The organism is Arthrobacter sulfonylureivorans, assembly GCF_022637435.1.
Classification (GTDB): Bacteria; Actinomycetota; Actinomycetes; order Actinomycetales; family Micrococcaceae; genus Crystallibacter; species Crystallibacter sulfonylureivorans.
The window spans coordinates 1,336,766-1,354,877 of sequence record NZ_CP093326.1 but is presented as its reverse complement, the minus strand read 5'-3'; the positions used below and the strand labels follow the sequence as shown (position 1 = coordinate 1,354,877).

The 18,112-nt window shown below is 67.2% G+C and carries 17 protein-coding genes; 8 read left to right on the top strand and 9 right to left on the bottom strand.

The window, feature by feature from the left end; translation table 11 throughout:
• The 4 genes from MNQ99_RS06610 to hemE all read right to left on the bottom strand — a co-directional run bounded on the left by MNQ99_RS06610 (nucleotide 1) and on the right by hemE (nucleotide 4,503).
• Nucleotides 1-1,134: a ferrochelatase gene (locus MNQ99_RS06610; RefSeq protein WP_241915289.1), complete on the bottom strand. Its 1,134-nt coding sequence runs from the start codon at nucleotides 1,132-1,134 to the stop codon at nucleotides 1-3.
• 56 nt (nucleotides 1,135-1,190) lie between these two features.
• Nucleotides 1,191-1,898, bottom strand: coding sequence for a hydrogen peroxide-dependent heme synthase (gene hemQ, locus MNQ99_RS06605; protein ID WP_127511306.1), 708 nt, complete (start codon nucleotides 1,896-1,898; stop codon nucleotides 1,191-1,193).
• Nucleotides 1,899-1,963: 65 nt separating this feature from the next.
• The gene (gene hemG, locus MNQ99_RS06600; RefSeq protein ID WP_241914863.1) at nucleotides 1,964-3,439 is read right to left on the bottom strand and encodes a protoporphyrinogen oxidase; all 1,476 of its coding nucleotides are present in this window, start codon (nucleotides 3,437-3,439) and stop codon (nucleotides 1,964-1,966) included.
• Between the two features lie 2 nt (nucleotides 3,440-3,441).
• Complete coding sequence (gene hemE / locus MNQ99_RS06595; protein WP_127511304.1) at nucleotides 3,442-4,503, bottom strand: uroporphyrinogen decarboxylase; 1,062 nt, start codon at nucleotides 4,501-4,503, stop codon at nucleotides 3,442-3,444.
• A 192-nt stretch (nucleotides 4,504-4,695) separates the two neighbouring features.
• On the opposite strand from hemE, the gene MNQ99_RS06590 reads away from it, so the two are divergent.
• Nucleotides 4,696-6,030, top strand: coding sequence for a glutamyl-tRNA reductase (locus tag MNQ99_RS06590; RefSeq protein WP_241914862.1), 1,335 nt, complete (start codon nucleotides 4,696-4,698; stop codon nucleotides 6,028-6,030).
• A gap of 48 nt (nucleotides 6,031-6,078) precedes the next feature.
• Here MNQ99_RS06590 and moeB read toward each other — a convergent pair whose 3' ends face one another.
• Complete coding sequence (gene moeB, locus MNQ99_RS06585) at nucleotides 6,079-7,263, bottom strand: molybdopterin-synthase adenylyltransferase MoeB (protein ID WP_241914861.1); 1,185 nt, start codon at nucleotides 7,261-7,263, stop codon at nucleotides 6,079-6,081.
• Nucleotides 7,264-7,380: 117 nt separating this feature from the next.
• Between moeB and MNQ99_RS06580 the strand changes: the two genes are divergently transcribed.
• From MNQ99_RS06580 to MNQ99_RS06570, 3 genes are read left to right on the top strand one after another with little or no spacing between them, the layout of a single operon-like run.
• Nucleotides 7,381-7,998: a TetR/AcrR family transcriptional regulator gene (locus MNQ99_RS06580; protein ID WP_127511301.1), complete on the top strand. Its 618-nt coding sequence runs from the start codon at nucleotides 7,381-7,383 to the stop codon at nucleotides 7,996-7,998.
• A gap of 57 nt (nucleotides 7,999-8,055) precedes the next feature.
• Nucleotides 8,056-8,280 carry a DUF3107 domain-containing protein gene (locus MNQ99_RS06575; RefSeq protein ID WP_127511300.1) on the top strand — a complete coding sequence of 75 codons (225 nt, stop codon included), beginning with the start codon at nucleotides 8,056-8,058 and terminating at the stop codon, nucleotides 8,278-8,280.
• A 5-nt stretch (nucleotides 8,281-8,285) separates the two neighbouring features.
• Nucleotides 8,286-8,585: a hypothetical protein gene (locus MNQ99_RS06570; protein WP_241914860.1), complete on the top strand. Its 300-nt coding sequence runs from the start codon at nucleotides 8,286-8,288 to the stop codon at nucleotides 8,583-8,585.
• Nucleotides 8,586-8,591: 6 nt separating this feature from the next.
• Here MNQ99_RS06570 and MNQ99_RS06565 read toward each other — a convergent pair whose 3' ends face one another.
• On the bottom strand, nucleotides 8,592-8,927 hold the full coding sequence (locus MNQ99_RS06565; RefSeq protein ID WP_127511298.1) for a 4a-hydroxytetrahydrobiopterin dehydratase: 336 nt from the start codon (nucleotides 8,925-8,927) through the stop codon (nucleotides 8,592-8,594).
• 134 nt (nucleotides 8,928-9,061) lie between these two features.
• Nucleotides 9,062-9,757: a ferritin-like fold-containing protein gene (locus MNQ99_RS06560; protein WP_127511297.1), complete on the bottom strand. Its 696-nt coding sequence runs from the start codon at nucleotides 9,755-9,757 to the stop codon at nucleotides 9,062-9,064.
• A gap of 51 nt (nucleotides 9,758-9,808) precedes the next feature.
• Between MNQ99_RS06560 and MNQ99_RS06555 the strand changes: the two genes are divergently transcribed.
• The 3 genes from MNQ99_RS06555 to MNQ99_RS06545 all read left to right on the top strand — a co-directional run bounded on the left by MNQ99_RS06555 (nucleotide 9,809) and on the right by MNQ99_RS06545 (nucleotide 14,251).
• Entirely contained in the window at nucleotides 9,809-11,389 is a 1,581-nt protein-coding gene (locus MNQ99_RS06555) for an RNB domain-containing ribonuclease (protein WP_241914859.1), read from the top strand.
• Nucleotides 11,390-11,717: 328 nt separating this feature from the next.
• Nucleotides 11,718-13,337, top strand: coding sequence for a DEAD/DEAH box helicase (locus MNQ99_RS06550; RefSeq protein WP_422387520.1), 1,620 nt, complete (start codon nucleotides 11,718-11,720; stop codon nucleotides 13,335-13,337).
• Complete coding sequence (locus MNQ99_RS06545; RefSeq protein ID WP_241914858.1) at nucleotides 13,337-14,251, top strand: DNA-methyltransferase; 915 nt, start codon at nucleotides 13,337-13,339, stop codon at nucleotides 14,249-14,251. The genes MNQ99_RS06550 and MNQ99_RS06545 overlap by 1 nt, the downstream gene beginning before the upstream one ends.
• Before the next feature lie 147 nt (nucleotides 14,252-14,398).
• Here the strand turns inward: MNQ99_RS06545 and MNQ99_RS06540 are convergent, their stop codons facing one another.
• Complete coding sequence (locus MNQ99_RS06540; protein WP_127511295.1) at nucleotides 14,399-15,262, bottom strand: PHP domain-containing protein; 864 nt, start codon at nucleotides 15,260-15,262, stop codon at nucleotides 14,399-14,401.
• A gap of 74 nt (nucleotides 15,263-15,336) precedes the next feature.
• On the opposite strand from MNQ99_RS06540, the gene MNQ99_RS06535 reads away from it, so the two are divergent.
• Nucleotides 15,337-16,908, top strand: a complete 1,572-nt coding sequence (locus tag MNQ99_RS06535) for an aminopeptidase P family protein (RefSeq protein WP_422387501.1) — start codon at nucleotides 15,337-15,339, stop codon at nucleotides 16,906-16,908.
• Nucleotides 16,909-17,016: 108 nt separating this feature from the next.
• Here the strand turns inward: MNQ99_RS06535 and MNQ99_RS06530 are convergent, their stop codons facing one another.
• A complete protein-coding gene (locus MNQ99_RS06530; protein WP_241914857.1) occupies nucleotides 17,017-17,970 on the bottom strand; it encodes a YflT domain-containing protein in 954 nt (317 codons plus the stop codon).
• Between the last annotated feature and the right edge of the window lie 142 nt (nucleotides 17,971-18,112).

The following is an 18,112-nucleotide window of genomic DNA, read 5'->3' as shown; positions in this document are numbered from 1 at the left end:
TCATGGCTGCGTCACCCCGACGGTCGAATCCATCCCCGCGACGGTCGGCTTCTCGCCGCGGCGGTTGGCGCAGCAGCCGGGCATGCAGACGTCCATCCAGGGGCCCAACGCGGTCAGTGCTGGACGCTCCGCCTGGTGCTGGTCCAGCGTCCGTTCGCAGACCAGGTCCACCAGTCCCTCGACGAATTTTTGGTGCACACCGGGCGTGGGGATGCGGGCAGCGGCCAGGCCGAGGTTGCGGCAGGTTTCCAGCGCCTCGGTGTCCAGGTCCCAGACCACCTCCATGTGGTCGCTGACAAAGCCCAGCGGGACGATGACCACGCCCTTCACACCTTGTGCCGGCAGTTCCGCGATCGCGTCATTGATGTCCGGTTCCAGCCAGGGCACATGCGGTGCGCCGGAGCGGGACTGGTAGACCAACGACCAATCGACGCCGGCGGCTTCCGGTACCCGGTCCAGTACCGCGCGGGCAGTGGCCAGGTGCTGCGCCACGTAGGCGCTGCCGCCCTCGTACTCCACGCCGCGCGGTCCGGCGTTCTCGGCGTCCCCGATCGGAATGGAATGGGTGGCAAACAGGATGTGGACGGGTGCGTCCGCGGCACCTTGGGCGGCCAGGTCGGCACGGACCCGGTTCAGCCCCTCGGCCAGTCCTTCCACGTAGGGCTCCACGAAGCCCGGGTGGTCGAAGTACTGGCGGATCTTGTCCACTTCCAGCTTTCCGGCCAGCCCGGTCTCCACCAGTGCCATGCCGAAGTCCTCGCGGTACTGCCGGCAGCTGGAGTAGCCGGAGTAGGCGCTGGTGCTCAAGGCCAGCACGCGGCGGTGGCCGGCGTCGTACGCTTCCCTGAAAACGTCGGTGATGTAAGGGTCCCAGTTCCGGTTGCCCCAAAGCACCGGCAGGTTGATCCCGCGGCGGGCCAGCTCTGCTTCCAGGGCGGACTTCAGCGCACGGTTCTGTGCGTTGATCGGGCTGATGCCGCCGTTGGCACGGTAATGGGTGGCGACTTCCTCGAGCCGTTCGTCGGGGATGCCGCGGCCGCTGGTGACGTTGCGCAGGAACGGAATGACGTCGTCCTGGCCCTCGGGCCCGCCGAAGGAGGCCAGCAGCAGGGCGTCATAGCTTTTCGGCTGCATGGTCCCGTCGGGGGCCACGCCCGCACGCGGGTCGAAGGAACGTTCGGCTGGCTGGCTCACCGCAGCACCTCGGCGATCTCGGCGGTGCTGATGCGCTTGCCGGTGTAGAACGGGATCTCTTCGCGCACATGGTTGCGGGCGTCCGTGTAGCGCAGGTGGCGCATCAGGTCCACCAGGTCGATCAGCTCGGGAGCTTCCAGGCCCAGGATCCATTCCCAGTCGCCCAGGGCGAAGGATGCAACGGTGTTGGCGAGCACCTGCGGGAAGTCCCGGCCGAGCACACCATGGTCGCGCAGCATCTTGCCGCGTTCCTCGGCAGGCAGCAGGTACCACTCGTAGGAGCGCACGAACGGGTAGACGCAGAGCCAGGCTTCCGGCTCCTTGCCGAGGGAGAAGGCCGGCGCGTGGTTCTTGCTGAACTCGGCGTCGCGGTGGACGCCCATCGCGGACCAGACCAGTTCGGTGGCGGCGAACAGCCCCGTGCGGCGGATGGCGCGCACAGCGGCCTGGAGTTCGTCCGGCTGCGGGCCGTGCAGCCAGATCATCACGTCGGCATCCTCGCGCATGGCGGACACATCGTAGGCGCCGCGCAGCGTGACCTTGCGGCCGGCCAGTTCTGCAACCGTTTCATCGAACGCCGCCACAGCGGACGGATCTGCCGGCGCACCGGTGCGCTTGAAAACCGTCCAGAGGGTGTAGAACAGCTCCTCGTCGGTGCCGCCGGCGGCGGTGGTTGCTGACTCTGACTTTGCCGATTCGCTCATGCTTACCAGTCTGCCTTCTGCATCGTAATTAATCGAAAACTAGATCTTCTACACATTGTAGAAGATCAGGCTGCGGGTTGCAGCCGGGCGGCGAGCTCGCGCGCGCGGCGGCGTGCATCGCCCACCACCGCCACCAAACCGGTGCCGGCGAGCCAGGCGCCGGTCACGTCCACCCCGGTTTGGGCAGCCAGTTCGCGGCGTACCGCGGCCACCCGGTCGCGGTGCCCCACCGTTGCGGACGGCAGCGCACCGATCCAGCGCACCACCTTCCAACCCACCACGTCGTCGTCGCCGATGCCCACACCCATCAGCGAACTGGCATCAGCCAGCGCCTGCCGGTAGAGCTCGTCGTCGTTCCAGCCGGTGAAGTCCTCGGCGCCCTGCTGCCCCACCGCACGTCCAAAGGACAGCCGCAGCACGTGGCTGCCCGGACCCGCTTCGTCCGCCAGCCACGGCCACTTGGCGGTGGCATGGGTGAGCGCCTTCGCTTTGACGTTTTGCACCGACGGCGCCACCAGCAGACCCGTGCCGCGCGGCATGGCATCCAGCTCCGGCAGGTCCACCACCAGCGTCACCAGCGCCACCGAGGGCCCCGCTTCGGGTTCCAGCCCGGTCAGGCCCGGCACCGTGCCGGCCAGCAGGCGGACAGCGGCACCGCCGTCGGCGGCCATCATCACCGCGTCGGCCGAGAAGGTGCCCGCCGCAGACTCCACCAGCCACCCGTCGTCGTGCTTGGTGACGGCGGTGGCCGCCGCTCCTGCATGCAGCGAAACGTGGCGGGTCTTCAGATCCGCCAGCAGCGCCTCGGTCAACCGCCCCATTCCGCCGGCAATGCCTGCCACGTTCGATCCGGCCGGGGCCGCCTTGCGGATGGCACGCACCGCGGCAGTCAGCGACCCGTGCGAGGCAACCGAGGCACGCAGCCCAGGCATCACCGAATCCACTTCCAGCACATCCGGATCCGCCGAATACACTCCGCCCACCACCGGTGCCACCAGCTTCTGGAGCACCGCATCGCCCATTCGGGTGCGCACCAGCTCGCCCAGGCTGAGCTGCTCGCGGCGCAGCAACGATCCCAGCGGCATGACCTTGTCGCCGGAAGCGCGCAGCGCGGCCCGGCGGCCGATCGCCCGCACCACGTCCGGATCCGAGAGGTCCGCGGGGATGCCGAGCACGCCCGTCTTGGGCAGCCGCTGCGCGCCGTCGGGCAGCTGGATCCAGGCACCGGCCGGGTTCGGTTGCACCAGTTCGGCGCCCAGCCCCAGTTCGGCGACGAGGTCGGAGACCACGCTGGAGCGGGTGGCAAACGACTCGGCACCGGCGTCGAGGGTCAGCCCGCCCACTTCGTGCCGCGTCACGCAGCCACCGAACCTGGGGCTGCGCTCCAGGACCGTCACCTCCACGCCGGCCAAGGCCAGCTCGCGCGCGGACACCAGACCGGCTATTCCGCCACCGATAACGACGGCGGTGCTCGGCTTGGGCTTGCGCCCGCCCTGTCGTTCGGGGCGGCCGGATGCGTGCTGCGGGGCCGGGTGCTGCATGGTTACGGAGCCACCGAGTGGATCAGCTCGACCACGCGGGTCAGCACCGCCGGGTCGGTCTCCGGCGGCACGCCGTGGCCCAGGTTGACCACGTGGCCGGGAGCGGTGCTGCCGGCGGCCAGCACATCGCGGACGTGGGCCTCGAGGACCTCCCACGGTGCCGACAACAGCGCCGGATCGATGTTGCCCTGCAGCGGCGTGCGGCCGCCCAGCCGTCGGTTCGCCTCGTCCAGCGGCAGCCGGTAGTCGACGCCGATCACGTCGGCACCGACATCGCGCATGGCGACCAGCAGCTCGGAGGTGCCGGTGCCGAAGTGGACCAGCGGGACGCCCAGGTCGCGGACATGGTCAAGGGCGCGGGTCGACGCCGGCGCCACCCGCCGCCGGTAGTCCGCCAGCGACAGCGAACCGGCCCAGGAATCGAACAGCTGCCCGGCGCTGGCTCCCGCTTCCAGTTGGGCGCGCAGGAACTTGCCGGACGCGTCGGCGGCCCAAGCGGCCAGCGCGTTCCAGGTCTCCGGGTCCGAATGCATCATGGTGCGGGGACCCAGGTGGTCGCGGGACGGCCGGCCCTCCACCATGTACGCCGCGAGCGTAAACGGTGCGCCGGCGAAACCGATCAACGGCTTCTTGCCGAGCTCCGCCACGGTCAGCCGGACCGCTTCACGGATCGGTTCCAGCGCCTCGTCCGTCAGCTCAGGCAACGCCGCCACGTCGGCGGCGGTGCGGACCGGGGCGCCCAGGACGGGTCCGACGCCGGGAACGATGTCCACATCCACCCCGGCCAGCTTCAGCGGGATGACAATGTCGGAGAAGAAGATTCCGGCGTCCACATCGTGGCGCCGCACCGGCTGCAGCGTGATCTCGGCGGCAAGCTCCGGTTTCAGGCAGGAATCGAGCATGGCGATGCCCTGGCGTACTTCCCGGTATTCGGGCAGCGACCGCCCGGCCTGCCGCATGAACCAGACGGGACGGCGGCCGGGCTTGCCGCCGCGGTAGGCGGTGATCAGGTCGGAGTCGGCGGTACGCCCGTCCACCAAGGGATGGGAAGCATTCAGTGTCATGACATAGATTCTCATCCAGCGGCCGCACTTCTGGCCAACCCGAAGGAACCGCGCCCGGCCCATAACCCGGCTTCCCGCAGGCCGGAGTGGGCAATATCACCGCCGCCGGTGCCGCTGACTGCGGGTTAACGCAGGGTTAATGGGCGAAGCTTGAATGAGCTGAGGCTTCCTTCCCGCTAAGATAGAGGCGCTGTGGTCTTACTTTCACTCGTTGCAACTCATTCCAAGGTCGATCTGGAAACGGTGGCCCGCCTGAGCGCCGGCACCTCCCGGATCGATACAGACGTGCTCGCGGACGGGTCCCCGGTCGCCGGCGCCGTTGTCCTGGCCACCTGCAACCGGGTGGAAGTGTACTGCGAGGCCGAGAGCGAATCCGATCTGGAATCCGCCCGCGCCGCCCTGATCGAACAGATCAGCCGCAGCTCGGGCCTGGACGAATCGCTGGTTGCCGACTCCTTCGACCTGAATACCGGCGAGGACGTTGCCCGCCACTTGTTCGCCGTCGGGGCCGGCCTTGATTCGGCCGTTGTCGGCGAACGCGAAGTGGCCGGCCAGGTTCGCCGGGCGCTGATCGAAGCGCAGGAGAAGGGTACGGCCAGCGGCGGGCTGGTCCGCTTGTTCCAGACCGCGTCCCGCACAGCCAAGGACGTCGGCACGCAGACCGCGCTCGGCGGCCGCGGGCTCTCGATCGTTTCCGTCGCCCTCGATCTGGCCACGGATCTGGCGGCGGACAAAGACTGGTCGGGCAAGCAGGTCGTGCTCTTCGGAACCGGCGCGTACGCCGGGGCCACCATGGCGCTGCTGCGTGAGCGCGGTTGCAGCCAGATCAGCGTCTATTCCTCGTCCGGACGCGCCGAAACCTTCACCGAAACCCGCGGCGGGACCCCGTTGACGCATACCGCGTTGGGCCCGGCCATCGCCGCAGCCGACGTAGTCATCGGCTGCAGCGGCGGCGACAACCAGGTCAGCGCGGACCGCGTGGCCCGCGTGCGCACCGGCGTGGAGAAGCCGCTGACCATCATTGACCTGGCGCTGAGCCACGACTTCGAACCTGCCGTTGGTGGCTTGGAGGGCGTGGAGCTGATCACGCTGGAATCCGTGCGCATGGCCGCGCCCGAGGAACAGGCGGAATCGGTCCAGCAGGCGGCGGAAATCGTAGCCACCGCGGCCCGCAGCTTCGAAGCCAGCCAGCAGGCACGCAGCGTGGATTCGGCCATCGTGGCGCTGCGCAAACACACCATGCAGGTGCTGGAGAGCGAACTGGAAAAGGTCCGCTCCCAGCACGGCTGCACCGGCCCGGCCCAGGAAGTCGAATTCGCCATGCGCCGCATGGTCAAGCAGCTGCTGCACCTGCCCACCGTGCGGGCCCGCGAACTTGCCGCCAACGGCGAGCAGGACCGCTACGTTGCCGCGCTGGAAGCGCTGTACGGCATCACGGTGGAGGAGCCGGCGCTGCCGGCGGCCGCGGATGCCGCCTCCTGTCCCGTGGCACTGGTGCACGACGACGACGACGCAGCCACCGCCTGATCCGCCGCCTGAGGTCAGCGGCCTGGCCTCATCTCGGCGGGCGCGGCCTCAGTACACCGGCTTGGCGGGCTCCACGTCCCTGACCCAGGCCAGGATTCCTCCGTCCAGGTGGGACACCCGGGTGTAGCCCTGCGCCAGCAGGTTCTCCAGCACCTCGGATGAGCGGCCCCCCGACTTGCAGTGGAACACCAGGTCCTGCTCCCGCGGCAGGTCATCGAGGGCCTCGCCGGACAGGATCCGGCCCTTCGGGATCATCACCGCCCCGGGAATGTTGACTACCTCGTACTCACCGGGCTCCCGGACGTCAATCAGCTGGAAATCCCGTTTGCCGGCATCTCGCTCAGCCAGCATGCGGGACAGGGTGCGGGCGTCCACGGCGTGGTCGCTGTCCACTTCACGCGTCGACGCCACCCCGCAAAAGGCCTCGTAGTCGACCAGCCGGGTGATCGGCTCGGCGGCCGGGTCCTTGCGCACCTTCAGCTCGCGCCAGCTCATCTGGAGGGCGTTGAAGACCAGCACGCGGCCCAGCAGTGTCTGGCCGATCCCGGTGATTAGCTTGATCGCTTCATTGACCATCACGGAGCCGATCTGCGCGCACAGCACACCCAGCACGCCTCCCTCGGCGCACGACGGGACCGAACCCGGCGGGGGCGCCTCCGGGTAGAGATCGCGGTAGTTCGGACCGTAGGCGTCCCAGAAGACGCTGACCTGTCCGTCGAATCTGAGGATGGAACCCCACACGTAGGGTTTGCCCAGCAGCGCGGCGGCATCGTTGACCAGATACCGGGTGGCGAAATTGTCCGTGCCGTCCAGGATCACGTCGTATCCGGCGAAGATTTCCAGCGCATTGCCCGAATCCAGCCGGACCTCGTGCAGCACCACGTCCACCCCGGGGTTCAGCGCCAGAATGCTGTCCCGGGCCGAGGCCGCCTTGCTGCGCCCCAGGTCGGCCACGCCGTGGATGACCTGGCGCTGCAGGTTGCTAACCTCCACCTCGTCGTCGTCCACAATTCCAATGCGGCCCACGCCGGCTGCCGCCAGATACAGCATGGCCGGCGAGCCCAGGCCGCCGGCACCGATCACCAGCACTTTGGCGTTTTTCAGCCGCAGTTGGCCAATCATGCCTACTTCCGGAATGATCAAATGCCGCGAGTACCGTTCGGTCTCGTCCTTGCTGAGCGCAGGGGCTGGTTCCACCAGCGGCGGCAGCTGCCCGGTTTCCTGGGTGGTCATTGTTCCAATCTACGCCGCTGGGCGGTTACTGGTGCGTAAACTGGTCGGGACTGACACCTACTGCATTGTGGCGCTGGTTTACTCACCGAGCGCCGGAAGAGGCCGTGTACCGCCGTGATGACAGAACCCCGCCCCGCCGCCAGGCCCACCCGACTGCCCCGGGAGGAACGGCGGCGCCAGTTGCTGCAGGCGGCGCACGAGGTGTTCGTGGCGCACGGCTACCACGCCGCGGCGATGGACGAGATCGCCGACGCCGCACATGTGAGCAAGCCGGTGCTCTACCAGCACTTCCCGGGCAAGCGGGAGCTGTATCTGGCGCTGCTGGATCACCATTTGGAATCGCTGAACGCCATGTTGATGGCCGCGCTGAATTCGACCACGGACAACAAGCTGCGGGTGCACGCCACCATTCGGGCCTACTACCAGTTCATCTCGCAGGACAGCCAGGCACACCGGCTGGTCTTTGAATCCGATCTGAACAACGATCCCGATGTCAGCTCCCGGCTGGAGGACTTCAACGCGAGGCTGGCCAGCGCCATCGCCGAAGTCATCGCCGAAGACACCAAGCTGTCAGAGGTCGAGGCGACGCTGCTGGGCCGCGCCCTGGCCGGCATGGCGCAGATCAGTGCGCGGCACTGGCTGCGTGCCGGTGGCGATCTGGACCAAGACGCCGCCAGCGAACTGATCTACCGTTTAGCTTGGCGCGGAATTTCACGCTTCCCGAAGGAACCCTAGGATAGATTCGCCAGTAGGGAACCTACCCGCAACAGCATTCAAGCAGGAGGCATCAGCGTGGAAGTCAAGATCGGCATGCAGAACGTCGGCCGTGAAATCGTGCTCGATTCGGCGCAGTCGCCGGACGAAGTGGCCGAGATTGCCAGCCGGGCCATGAACGGCGGTGCCGAACTGCGCCTGACCGATGCCAAGGGCCGCCTGGTCATCATTCCGTCCAACGTCCTGGCTTACATCGAAATCGGCGCCGAAGGTCCCCGCCCCGTCGGTTTCGGCGCGCCCTAGCCGTCATGGTCCCGCTGGTCCTGCTGCTGCTGGTAGCCGTCGCCGTCGGATTCACGGCATGGGCGGTGGACTCCCGCCGGAATGCTTATGGCGTGCTGTTGCTGCCGGGCATAGCGGTGGCGGCGGCGGTGCTGCTCTGGTTCATCCTGATGGCCGCAGGGCTGGCTTCCGAGCCCGGCGTGCATTACCTGTCATGGCTGCTGCCCATGGCGGTATCCATCCCCGCTGCGTGGGTTGGCGCCTGGTTGATTGGGCGCCGCCGCGTACAGCGGGACACGGAGAGCCTGACCGCCCTGCTGGGCTGAGTCAGGCTACCCCGGGTAAGCGTCCGGGTCCGCGTCCGCGGAGAGCTTCCCCGCCAGCACGCTGACGGCTGCCGCCGCGGACACGTCTCGCGTGGTGACTTCGGCATCGGCGTCGTGCGAAGTGAAACGCAGGAAGACCTTGTTGTACCGCCAGTCCAAGTCCGGATGGTGCTGTTGCTCCTCGGCAAGGTCACCCACGGAGGCGATGAAATTCAGTGCCTCGCGCCCGTTGTCCAGGGTGAACACGCTGACCAGCGCCCCGCCCGCATAGCGCCACTGCGGCAGCCCGATGAGCTGCCGGTCAATCTCTTCGCTGCTCAGTACGTCCTTGGCACGTCCCACGATGTCCTCCCGGTCTGCTGCACGGCCAGGTCCGGCCGCCCGGGTCCAGCGGCAAAAGCCAGCGGGTGCACTCGAAGGTAAGCCGTCCTGACCGTCAGCCTACCGGCGATCCCACCGGCTTTGAAGGGTCCCGCTCACGCCGTCAGGCCCAGATCGTTCATCCGCCGGGAGTGGTTCTGGGTCAGCTGGGCAAAGAGCTCTCCGGTGGCCTGCGCCTGCCGGTCCGGGTCCTGCCCACGCATCAGCTCGCTCAGGACGGCCCGCTCAATCCCGATCCGCTGGGCCTGGGTCAGCGCCTCGCCCACCAGGCGGCGCCCCCACAACGCCAGTCGCGAGGATAGCCGCGGATCGTCGGCCAGCACCTGCTTGAGCCGGGCCGCGATCATGGAAATCTGTTCGGTGTTTTCCTTGATCCGGGCCACCAGCTTCTGCGTCTCGCTGTCGAGCGCTCCGGCGATGTGCAGGTAGAAGTCGCCCAGCACGCCGTCGGTGACGTACGCCTTCATCAGGGATTCGTACCAGTCGGCCGGCCGGGTCCGGTCATGGAACGCGTCGATGGAGGGCTGGAACGGAGCCATCGCCGTCTCCACGTCAACACCGAGTTGCTCAAGCTGGGCGGCCACCGCCTCGAAATGTTCAAACTCGGTCACGGCAAGCCGCCCCACCGCGGCGCGGTCGTGCAACGTGGGCGAAAAACGTGCGTCGGAGGAAAACCGCTCGAAGGCGGACAGTTCGCCGTAGGCCATCACGCCGTACAGATCGATCAGGAACTGCCGGCGGCGGTCGGAGTCCTCTCCGGCCGCCGCGGGCACGGTGCTCTCGGTGCTCATGAATTCAAGGGTAGCGTCCCAATTCGACGCGGCTGACGTTAGGCTAACCCTGTGCCGTACCCGCATTTGGATTCGAGGGTCAATGAGTCCCAGCACCTGCTGGCCAGGGTGCTGAATGACCTGCGGACAGAATACGATCTGCCGCAGGAATTCGACGCGGGCGCACTGGCCGAAGCAGAGGCAGCCGTTGCCGCCCACCAACTGCCCCAGACCGATCTGACGTCGCTGGAGTTCGTCACCATCGACCCGCCGTCCTCCACCGATCTGGACCAGGCGATGTACATCGAAAGCCGCGACGACGGCTACACGGTCTGGTACGCGATCGCCGACGTTCCGTCCTTCGTGGCGGCCGGTGGGGAGTTGGATGCCGAAACGCGGCGGCGGGGCCAGACCATTTACGCTCCGGACGGGCGGATCCCTCTTCATCCGGACGTCATCGGCGAAGAGGCCGGATCATTGCTGGCGGACCAAGTGCGGTCGGCCTACGTGTGGCGCTTCGAGCTCGACGCCGGTGCCCACGTCACAGCGGCGACGGTAGAGCGCGCAAGAGTGCGTTCCCGGGCCAAGCTGAACTATGAGCAGGTGCAGCAGGACATCGATTCGGGTGACGCGGCCCCCACCCTGCTGCTGTTGAAGGAAGTGGGCCTCAAACGTGTGGAACTGGAACGCGAGCGAGGCGGCGCCAGCCTCAACGTTCCGGACCAAGAGATCGCCCACGACGGACGGCACTACTTTATTGTCACCAAACCCCCGCTGCCGGTGGAGGATTGGAATGCGCAGATCTCCCTGATGACCGGGATGGCCGCGGCACGGATCATGTTGGAGGGCAGGATCGGCATCCTTCGCACGATGCCGGGCCCCGATGCCGAGGCCGAAGCCCAGTACCGCCGACAGACCGAGGCCCTCGGCTTTCCGTGGCCGCAGGACGTGGCCTACGGTGACTACCTTCGCAGCCTGGACACCACCGATCCTCGGCAGCTGGCCCTGATGCATGCGGCCACCACACTGTTCCGCGGCGCCGGCTACACGCCGTTCGACGGCGATTTGCCCGCCGAACAGCTCCAGGCAGCCATAGCCGCTCCCTACGCACACACCACCGCTCCGCTGCGCCGGCTGGTGGACCGGTTTGTGCTGGTGATCTGCCACGCACTGTGCGCCGGTGAACCGGTGCCGCAGTGGGCACGCGACGCGCTGGACGAATTACCCAAGCTGATGGCGGCCTCCGACCAACTGGCGGGGCGGGTGGACCGCGCCGCGCTGGATGCGGTGGAAACTGCGCTGCTCAGCCACCGGGTGGGCGAGGAGTTCGACGCCGTCGTCATTATCGGCACCCGCAACCCGGGCAACGGAAACGGATACGGCACTTCAAACGGCAGCGCAAACGGAAACCAGGGCAACCGCGGCGGCAATGGAAACGGGAAAGTCCTGGTGGCGGGCCGGGGCAAAGGCAACGGAAATGGCAACGGGCATGGCAATGGCGGCCAGGAGCCATACGGCGTGGTGCAGCTCAGCGATCCTCCGGTCACCGCACGGTGCTCGGGGGTTCTGGAGGCAGGGGCCACGGTGCGCGTTCGGTTGTCCGTGGCGGACATTGAAGAACGGCGCCTTCGCTTCGAGCTGGCGGACGGATAGCCTCTCTTCGGTGCGCCGAAAGGCCCGGTTTGCCCGGCACCGGTAGACTTAATCGTGTAGTACTGGATGCCCGGTCGTTGATTGAGTGAATTGAATCCATCAACAGATCAGCCCCTACGCGATCTTTAACCTCCTTGGTTGCCATTTTGGCCGGCGAGGAAAGCAGTTGTTAGCCCGCGATCGGCTTCCACTGGTTGCGCCACGCTTCCGCTTTGTTCCGCTGCCGCCATCATCTGTGGCAGGACCGTTGAGCACCGGCGGCGTCGGCGCCTGAATGAACGGTATGTAATTGAACACTGACAACATCCAAGTGGGCGGCGAACAGCTCATCCACGCTGACAACAGCGCCGAAGAACTCGCCGTGGAGGCCTCGCTGGCCTCGGACGAACGCCCGCACGAACTGCCCAAGCAGACCTTCGCCGATTTCAATGTCCGCGCGGACATTGTGCGTTCGCTTTTCGACGCCGGCATCACCCACCCCTTCCCCATCCAGGCCATGACCCTGCCGGTGGCCCTGAGCGGCCACGACATCATCGGCCAGGCCAAGACCGGTACCGGTAAGACCCTGGGCTTCGGCATCCCGGCATTGCAGCGGGTCGTTGGGCCTGATGACGACGGCTTTGACAAGCTTCCGGTTCCCGGTGCGCCCCAGGCCTTGATCATCGTGCCGACGCGCGAACTGGCGGTCCAGGTCAGCAACGACCTCACCACTGCTTCCAAGCAGCGCAATGCGCGCGTCGCCGTCATTTACGGCGGCCGCGCCTATGAGCCGCAGGTCGAGATGCTGCAGAAGGGCGTGGAGGTTGTGGTCGGTACCCCGGGCCGGTTGATCGACCTGCACCGGCAGAAGCATCTGAGCCTGAAGAACGTCCGCATTGTAGTGCTGGACGAAGCGGACGAAATGCTGGATCTGGGCTTCCTGCCGGACGTCGAGACCCTGTTGGCCGCTACACCGGCCGTTCGCCAGACCATGCTCTTCTCCGCCACCATGCCGGGCCCCGTCATCGCCATGGCCCGGCGGTACATGACCCAGCCGACGCACATCCGTGCCGCCGACCCGGACGACGAAGGCATCACCAAGAAGGACATCCGCCAGGTTGTCTACCGTGCGCATAACCTTGATAAGTCCGAGGTCGTGGCCCGAATCCTGCAGGCCGAGGGCCGCGGCCGGACCATCATCTTCACCAAAACCAAACGCACGGCCGCCAAGCTGTCCGAGGAACTGGTGGACCGCGGATTCGCCGCCGGAGCCATCCACGGCGACCTTGGCCAGGGCGCCCGCGAACAGGCGCTGCGAGCCTTCCGCAACAACAAGGTGGACGTCTTGGTCGCCACCGATGTTGCCGCCCGCGGCATCGACGTGGAGGACGTCACGCACGTCATCAACTACCAGTGCCCCGAGGACGAGAAGACCTACCTGCACCGGGTGGGCCGCACCGGCCGCGCCGGCAACAAGGGCACAGCCGTCACTTTTGTGGACTGGGACGATGTGCCCCGCTGGGGCCTGATCAACAAGGCCTTGGGCCTGGACGTTCCGGAACCGCAGGAGACCTACTCCTCGTCACCGCATCTGTACTCGGAACTGAACATCCCCGAGGGCACCAAAGGCAGGCTGCCGCGCAGCCAGCGCAAGCTTGCCGGCATCGACGCCGAAAAGCTCGAGGACCTTGGTGAGACCGGAAAGCGCCCGTCGCGATCCGGCGGCCAGCGGCAGGACGGCGGACGCAGCGGGTCCCGCCGCACCGGCGCGCACCAGGGCGGCCCGCAGGGCCGGTCCGACTCGGGCAACCGCCGCCAGCGCCGCAGCGGCGAGGAAGCCCCAGCCGAGAGCTCGGCCGGCACCTCCGCCGAGAAGCCGCGCCGGAAGCGCTCGCGCACCCGCCGCCGCAACGGCGAGGTCGTCAATGAGGCGGCCCAGCAGGGCACCGACGGCGCCAGCGGGGAATAGTGGCCGACGCCCGGTGGACGCAGGACGGCGGCTCGCTGGTAGTTGAGGCGGACAACGCCGACTTCCTGCCCACGCTGCCCGACGGCGCTTTCACCATGATCTACCTGGACCCGCCCTTTAACACCGGGCGGGTCCAGCGACGGCAGCAGACCTCAATGGTCCGCAGCGCCGACGGCGAAGGTGACCGCATCGGATTCAAGGGAAGGTCCTACCAGACGGTCAAAGGCACGCTCGCCAGCTATGACGACGCCTTCGATGACTACTGGTCATTCCTGGAACCGCGGTTGTCCGAAGCCTGGCGGCTGCTGGCCGACGACGGCACGCTGTACCTGCACCTGGACTACCGCGAGGTGCATTATGCCAAGGTGCTGCTGGACATCTTGTTCGGCCGTGAGAGCTTCCTGAACGAGATCATTTGGGCTTACGACTACGGCGCCCGTGCGCGCAATCGCTGGCCGGCCAAGCACGACAACATCCTCGTCTATGTGAAGAACCCGAAGGCTTACCACTTCGATAACACCGAAGTGGACCGCGAGCCCTATATGGCACCGGGCCTGGTGACGGCGGAGAAAGCCGCACGCGGCAAGCTGCCCACCGATGTCTGGTGGCACACCATCGTCTCGCCCACCGGCCGGGAGAAAACCGGGTATCCCACGCAGAAGCCGGAAGGCCTGCTGCGCCGGATGGTGGCCGCCAGCAGCCGGCCCGGCGACTGGGTCCTGGACTTCTTTGCCGGCTCGGGGACCCTCGGCGCGGTGGCAGCCCGGATGGACCGGCGGTTCGTCTGCGTGGACCAGAACCCGCAGGCCATCGACGTGATGCGCAAACGGCTGGGCAACCATGCCACTGTCATCGATGCCGGCGAGAGCGCCGTCGTCGGAGCCGGCGAGGCAGCAGCGCTGCCGGCCACCTGACGTCCTTCCCGGCAGCCTGCCGGCGCCGGGAGGGACGCCGAAGCAGCCTCAACTACAGCGGGACTCACCCCATGCCTTGCAGAAGCCGCGGGATATGACGTAGAGGCCGCCCGCGCCGGAAACGCTCATAACTAAGGTGTAACCAACTCAGTGGGCGAGGCGTCCCGGCAGGTATGCCTTCGTGCCGCTGCCAATAGACAGGATGCGGTCCAGCACCGCCTCATCGGTGGTGTTTTCGCCCAGCCGGTTGGGCTTGCCAGCACCGTGGTAATCACTGGATCCGGTGATCAGCAGATCATGCCGGGCGGCGATCCGGCGCAGCTTCTGCCGGCCCGCTTCCGGGTTGTCCCGGTGGTCGATTTCCACGCCGACAAGGCCAGCGTCTATCATCTCCGCAAAGACAACATCGCCCACAATCCGGCCCCGGCTGCTGGCCACCGGATGGGCAAAGACAGGCACTCCCCCGGCCGCCCGAACCAAAGCGACGGCGGTGGCCGGATCCGGGGCGTAGTGCGGCACGTAGTAGCGCGAATGCGCGGTCAGGATCTGCGCGAAGGCCTCGCTGCGGTCGGACACCACGCCGGCAGCCACCAACGCGTCGGCGATGTGCGGCCTGCCGATCGTCGTGCCGTGGCCGAAATGGTTGGTGACTTCGGACCACGTGATCGGGAAGTCTTCGGCGAGCAGCTCCACCATGTGTTCGGCGCGTGTCATACGGGCTTCCCGCGCCTTGCCGATTTCATCGAGCAGACCGGGATGGGTCGGATCATGCAAGTAGGACAAGACGTGGACGCTGATGCCCTCCACTGTCCGGCAGGTGACTTCCATGCCTGGGACAAATCCAATGCCTGCCGTGATCGCGGCGCTTTGTGCCGCCTCCCAGCCGGCGGTGCTGTCGTGGTCCGTCAGTGCGACGACGTCGAGCCCGGCGGCCGCAGCGGCCCGCATGACGTCGGCCGGCGGTTCCGTGCCGTCGGAAACAGTGGAGTGCGCGTGCAGGTCGATCATCACAGGACCAATTTACGCCAGGACCTCCGCGGACGGCGGATGTTGGCAGCACCATGGGCCGATGAGACGATGGACCGGTGAGTACTTACCAGACCGAAAACGCCTCGCAGCCGCCTGCCGGAGAGCAGCCGCTGGAAGACCGTGTCAACAACCGCTCCCAGCGCCCCGAATCAGATGCCTTCAAGGAATTCATGGGCAGCCACTGGGCACCGGCCGACTCGTCCGCCGTTGAGCAGGCAGCCGTGGCGCCCTACGCTGCGCGCCGCCGCCGGGCCCTGTCCGACCAGTTCCAAGGCGAGCGGCTTGTCATTCCGGCCGGTCCCCTGAAGGTCCGCTCCAATGACACCGATTACCGCTTCCGCCCTCACTCGGGCTTCGCGCACCTCACCGGTTTAGGCCTGGACCATGAACCCGACGCGGTGCTGGTCATGGAGCCCACCGAGGCAGGAGCGGGCGACGACGGCGGCCACCACCGTGCCACGCTGTACTTCCGCCCGATGTCCGGCCGCGATTCCGCCGAGTTCTACGCGAACGCCCGCTACGGCGAGTTTTGGATCGGGCCCCGGCCCACGTTGGAAGAGCTGAACCGGCGGCTTGGGCTGCCCACCGCTGATCTGGGTGAGTTGGAAGTTGCGATCACCAAGGATGCCGGAGTGGTCCACGTCGGTGGCATGCGCATCCGGTTGCTGCGCGAAGTCGACCTGAACGTGGACGCCCTGGTGGACACCTCCCGGATCAACACCGGGGTGGATCTGGAGGAGTCCGACCAGCTCGACGGCACACTGGCCGAAGCGTTGTCCGAGCTGCGCCTGCTCAAGGACGAGTGGGAAGTGGAGGAGATGAAGAAGGCAGTGGCGGCCACGGTCAGCGGCTTCCACGAGGTGGTCAAGATGCTGCCCCGTGCGCTCACCCACGAACGCGGCGAACGCGTGGTGGAGGGCGCCTTTTTCGCCAGGGCGCGCGAAGAAGGCAATGACCTGGGCTATGACACCATCGCCGCCAGCGGAAACAATGCGACCATCCTGCATTGGATCCGCAACAACGGACAGGTGAAGGCCGGTGACCTGCTGCTGCTCGATGCCGGCGTGGAGGCCGACTCGCTCTACACCGCTGACGTGACCCGCACGCTGCCGGTCAACGGAACGTTCACCGACATCCAGCGCAAGGTCTACCAGGCGGTTCTCGACGCTGCCGATGCCGGTTTCGCCGCCGCGCAGCCGGGCGTGAAGTTCCGTGACATCCACACCGCCGCCGTCACCGTACTCGCCGAGCGGCTGGAGGAATGGGGCCTGCTGCCCGTGCCGCTGGAGGAGGCTCTCGCCCCCGAAGGCCAGCACCACCGGCGCTGGATGCCGCACGGCACCAGCCACCACCTGGGCCTGGATGTCCATGACTGTGCCCAGGCGAAGCGCGACCTGTACCTGGATGGCGTGCTCACCCCCGGCATGGTGTTCACGATCGAACCCGGACTGTACTTCAAGAACGAAGATCTGGCGGTGCCGGCCGAATACCGCGGCATCGGCGTCCGGATCGAGGATGACATCCTGATGACCGCCGATGGTCCGGTCAGCCTGTCGGCGGCCCTGCCGCGCAAGCCCGAGGACGTGGAGTCCTGGATGGCCGGCATCTACGGCACGTCCGGTGAGTAATCGGGATGGCCGGTAGCGGCCGAGCCTCAGGACTGGCAACGCGCAAGGGGTCCGCCGTTCACCACGGCGGACCCCTTGCGCGTTCCGGTGCTGCTGCGGTTTGGGAAGCTATGTGCCGGAGCGGCCTTCACCGGAGGAACCGGCGTTCCGTTCCGGATCTTCCGTGTTGCCGTCGGTTTGGGGCATGCCGGACTGTTGGCCGCTGCCCTCGGGCTCAGCCGGGCCCGCCTGCTGCGTCGGGGCGGCCTGTTGTCCTGGTCCGGCCTGCTGGGGTGCGGCGGCCTGCGGTTCGGGCGCTACACGTATTCCGTACTGCGGGCGGCCGTCCGGCAGATCCGGGTAGCGTCCCCGCACCGGCTGGCCCTGCACGGGCCGCCCGTTCGGCTCGGCCGGCCCGGGCTGCGGCTGCTGGGCCGGGGCGTTGCCCTGGCCGTACGGATCGTCGCCCCATTGGGCGGGCCGCTCCGGCGCCTGCGGTTGCTGGCCAAAGGGCGGCTGCTGGCCATAGCCGGCCGAAGGTTGCTGGCCCAAGGGTGCCTGTGCCTGGTTGACGGGCGCTCCGGCATGGGCGGTCCCGGCCATCGGCAACTGCGCGGCCAGGCGCCGGGCCTCCTGCGCCACCTCGGTGGCAACCACCACGTCATAGCTGGTGGCGATCACCTGATTGGTGGAGGTGAAGTCCCGCTTGCCGCGCTGCAGGGCGTAGGAAATGATGCCGAAGAGCATCCAGAAGGCTGCGCCCATGGCCATCGACGAGATCAGCAGCACATAGGTTTCGCCGCCGCCGAACAGCATCAGCAGCAGCCCGACGAACAGGCCAAACCAGGCGCCGGTGGCCGCCCCCGAAAGGGCCACGCGGGGGTAGCTGAGCTTGCCGGTGACGCGCTCGACGGTCTTGAGGTCATTGCCGACGATACTCACGTGCTGGACGGGAAACTCCTGGTCCGCCAGGTAGTCCACCACTTTTTGGGCATCCAAGTATGACCGGTAGTTACCGATCAACTCGCCCTGTGGAAGAGCACGGTTGAGGTCCCGGGAATCTGTGCGGCCAAGCATCGACATACCCTCATTGTCCCTGATATAGGCGGCAGATGGTCTGCGTATCGCTTCAGGTGAACGCGGCACCCCGTTTTGGCCTCGGTTTCAGCCCCTGCCGCGCCCCTCAGCCCGACGCTTGGTCCCACACCGAAGGTTTGCCGGATCC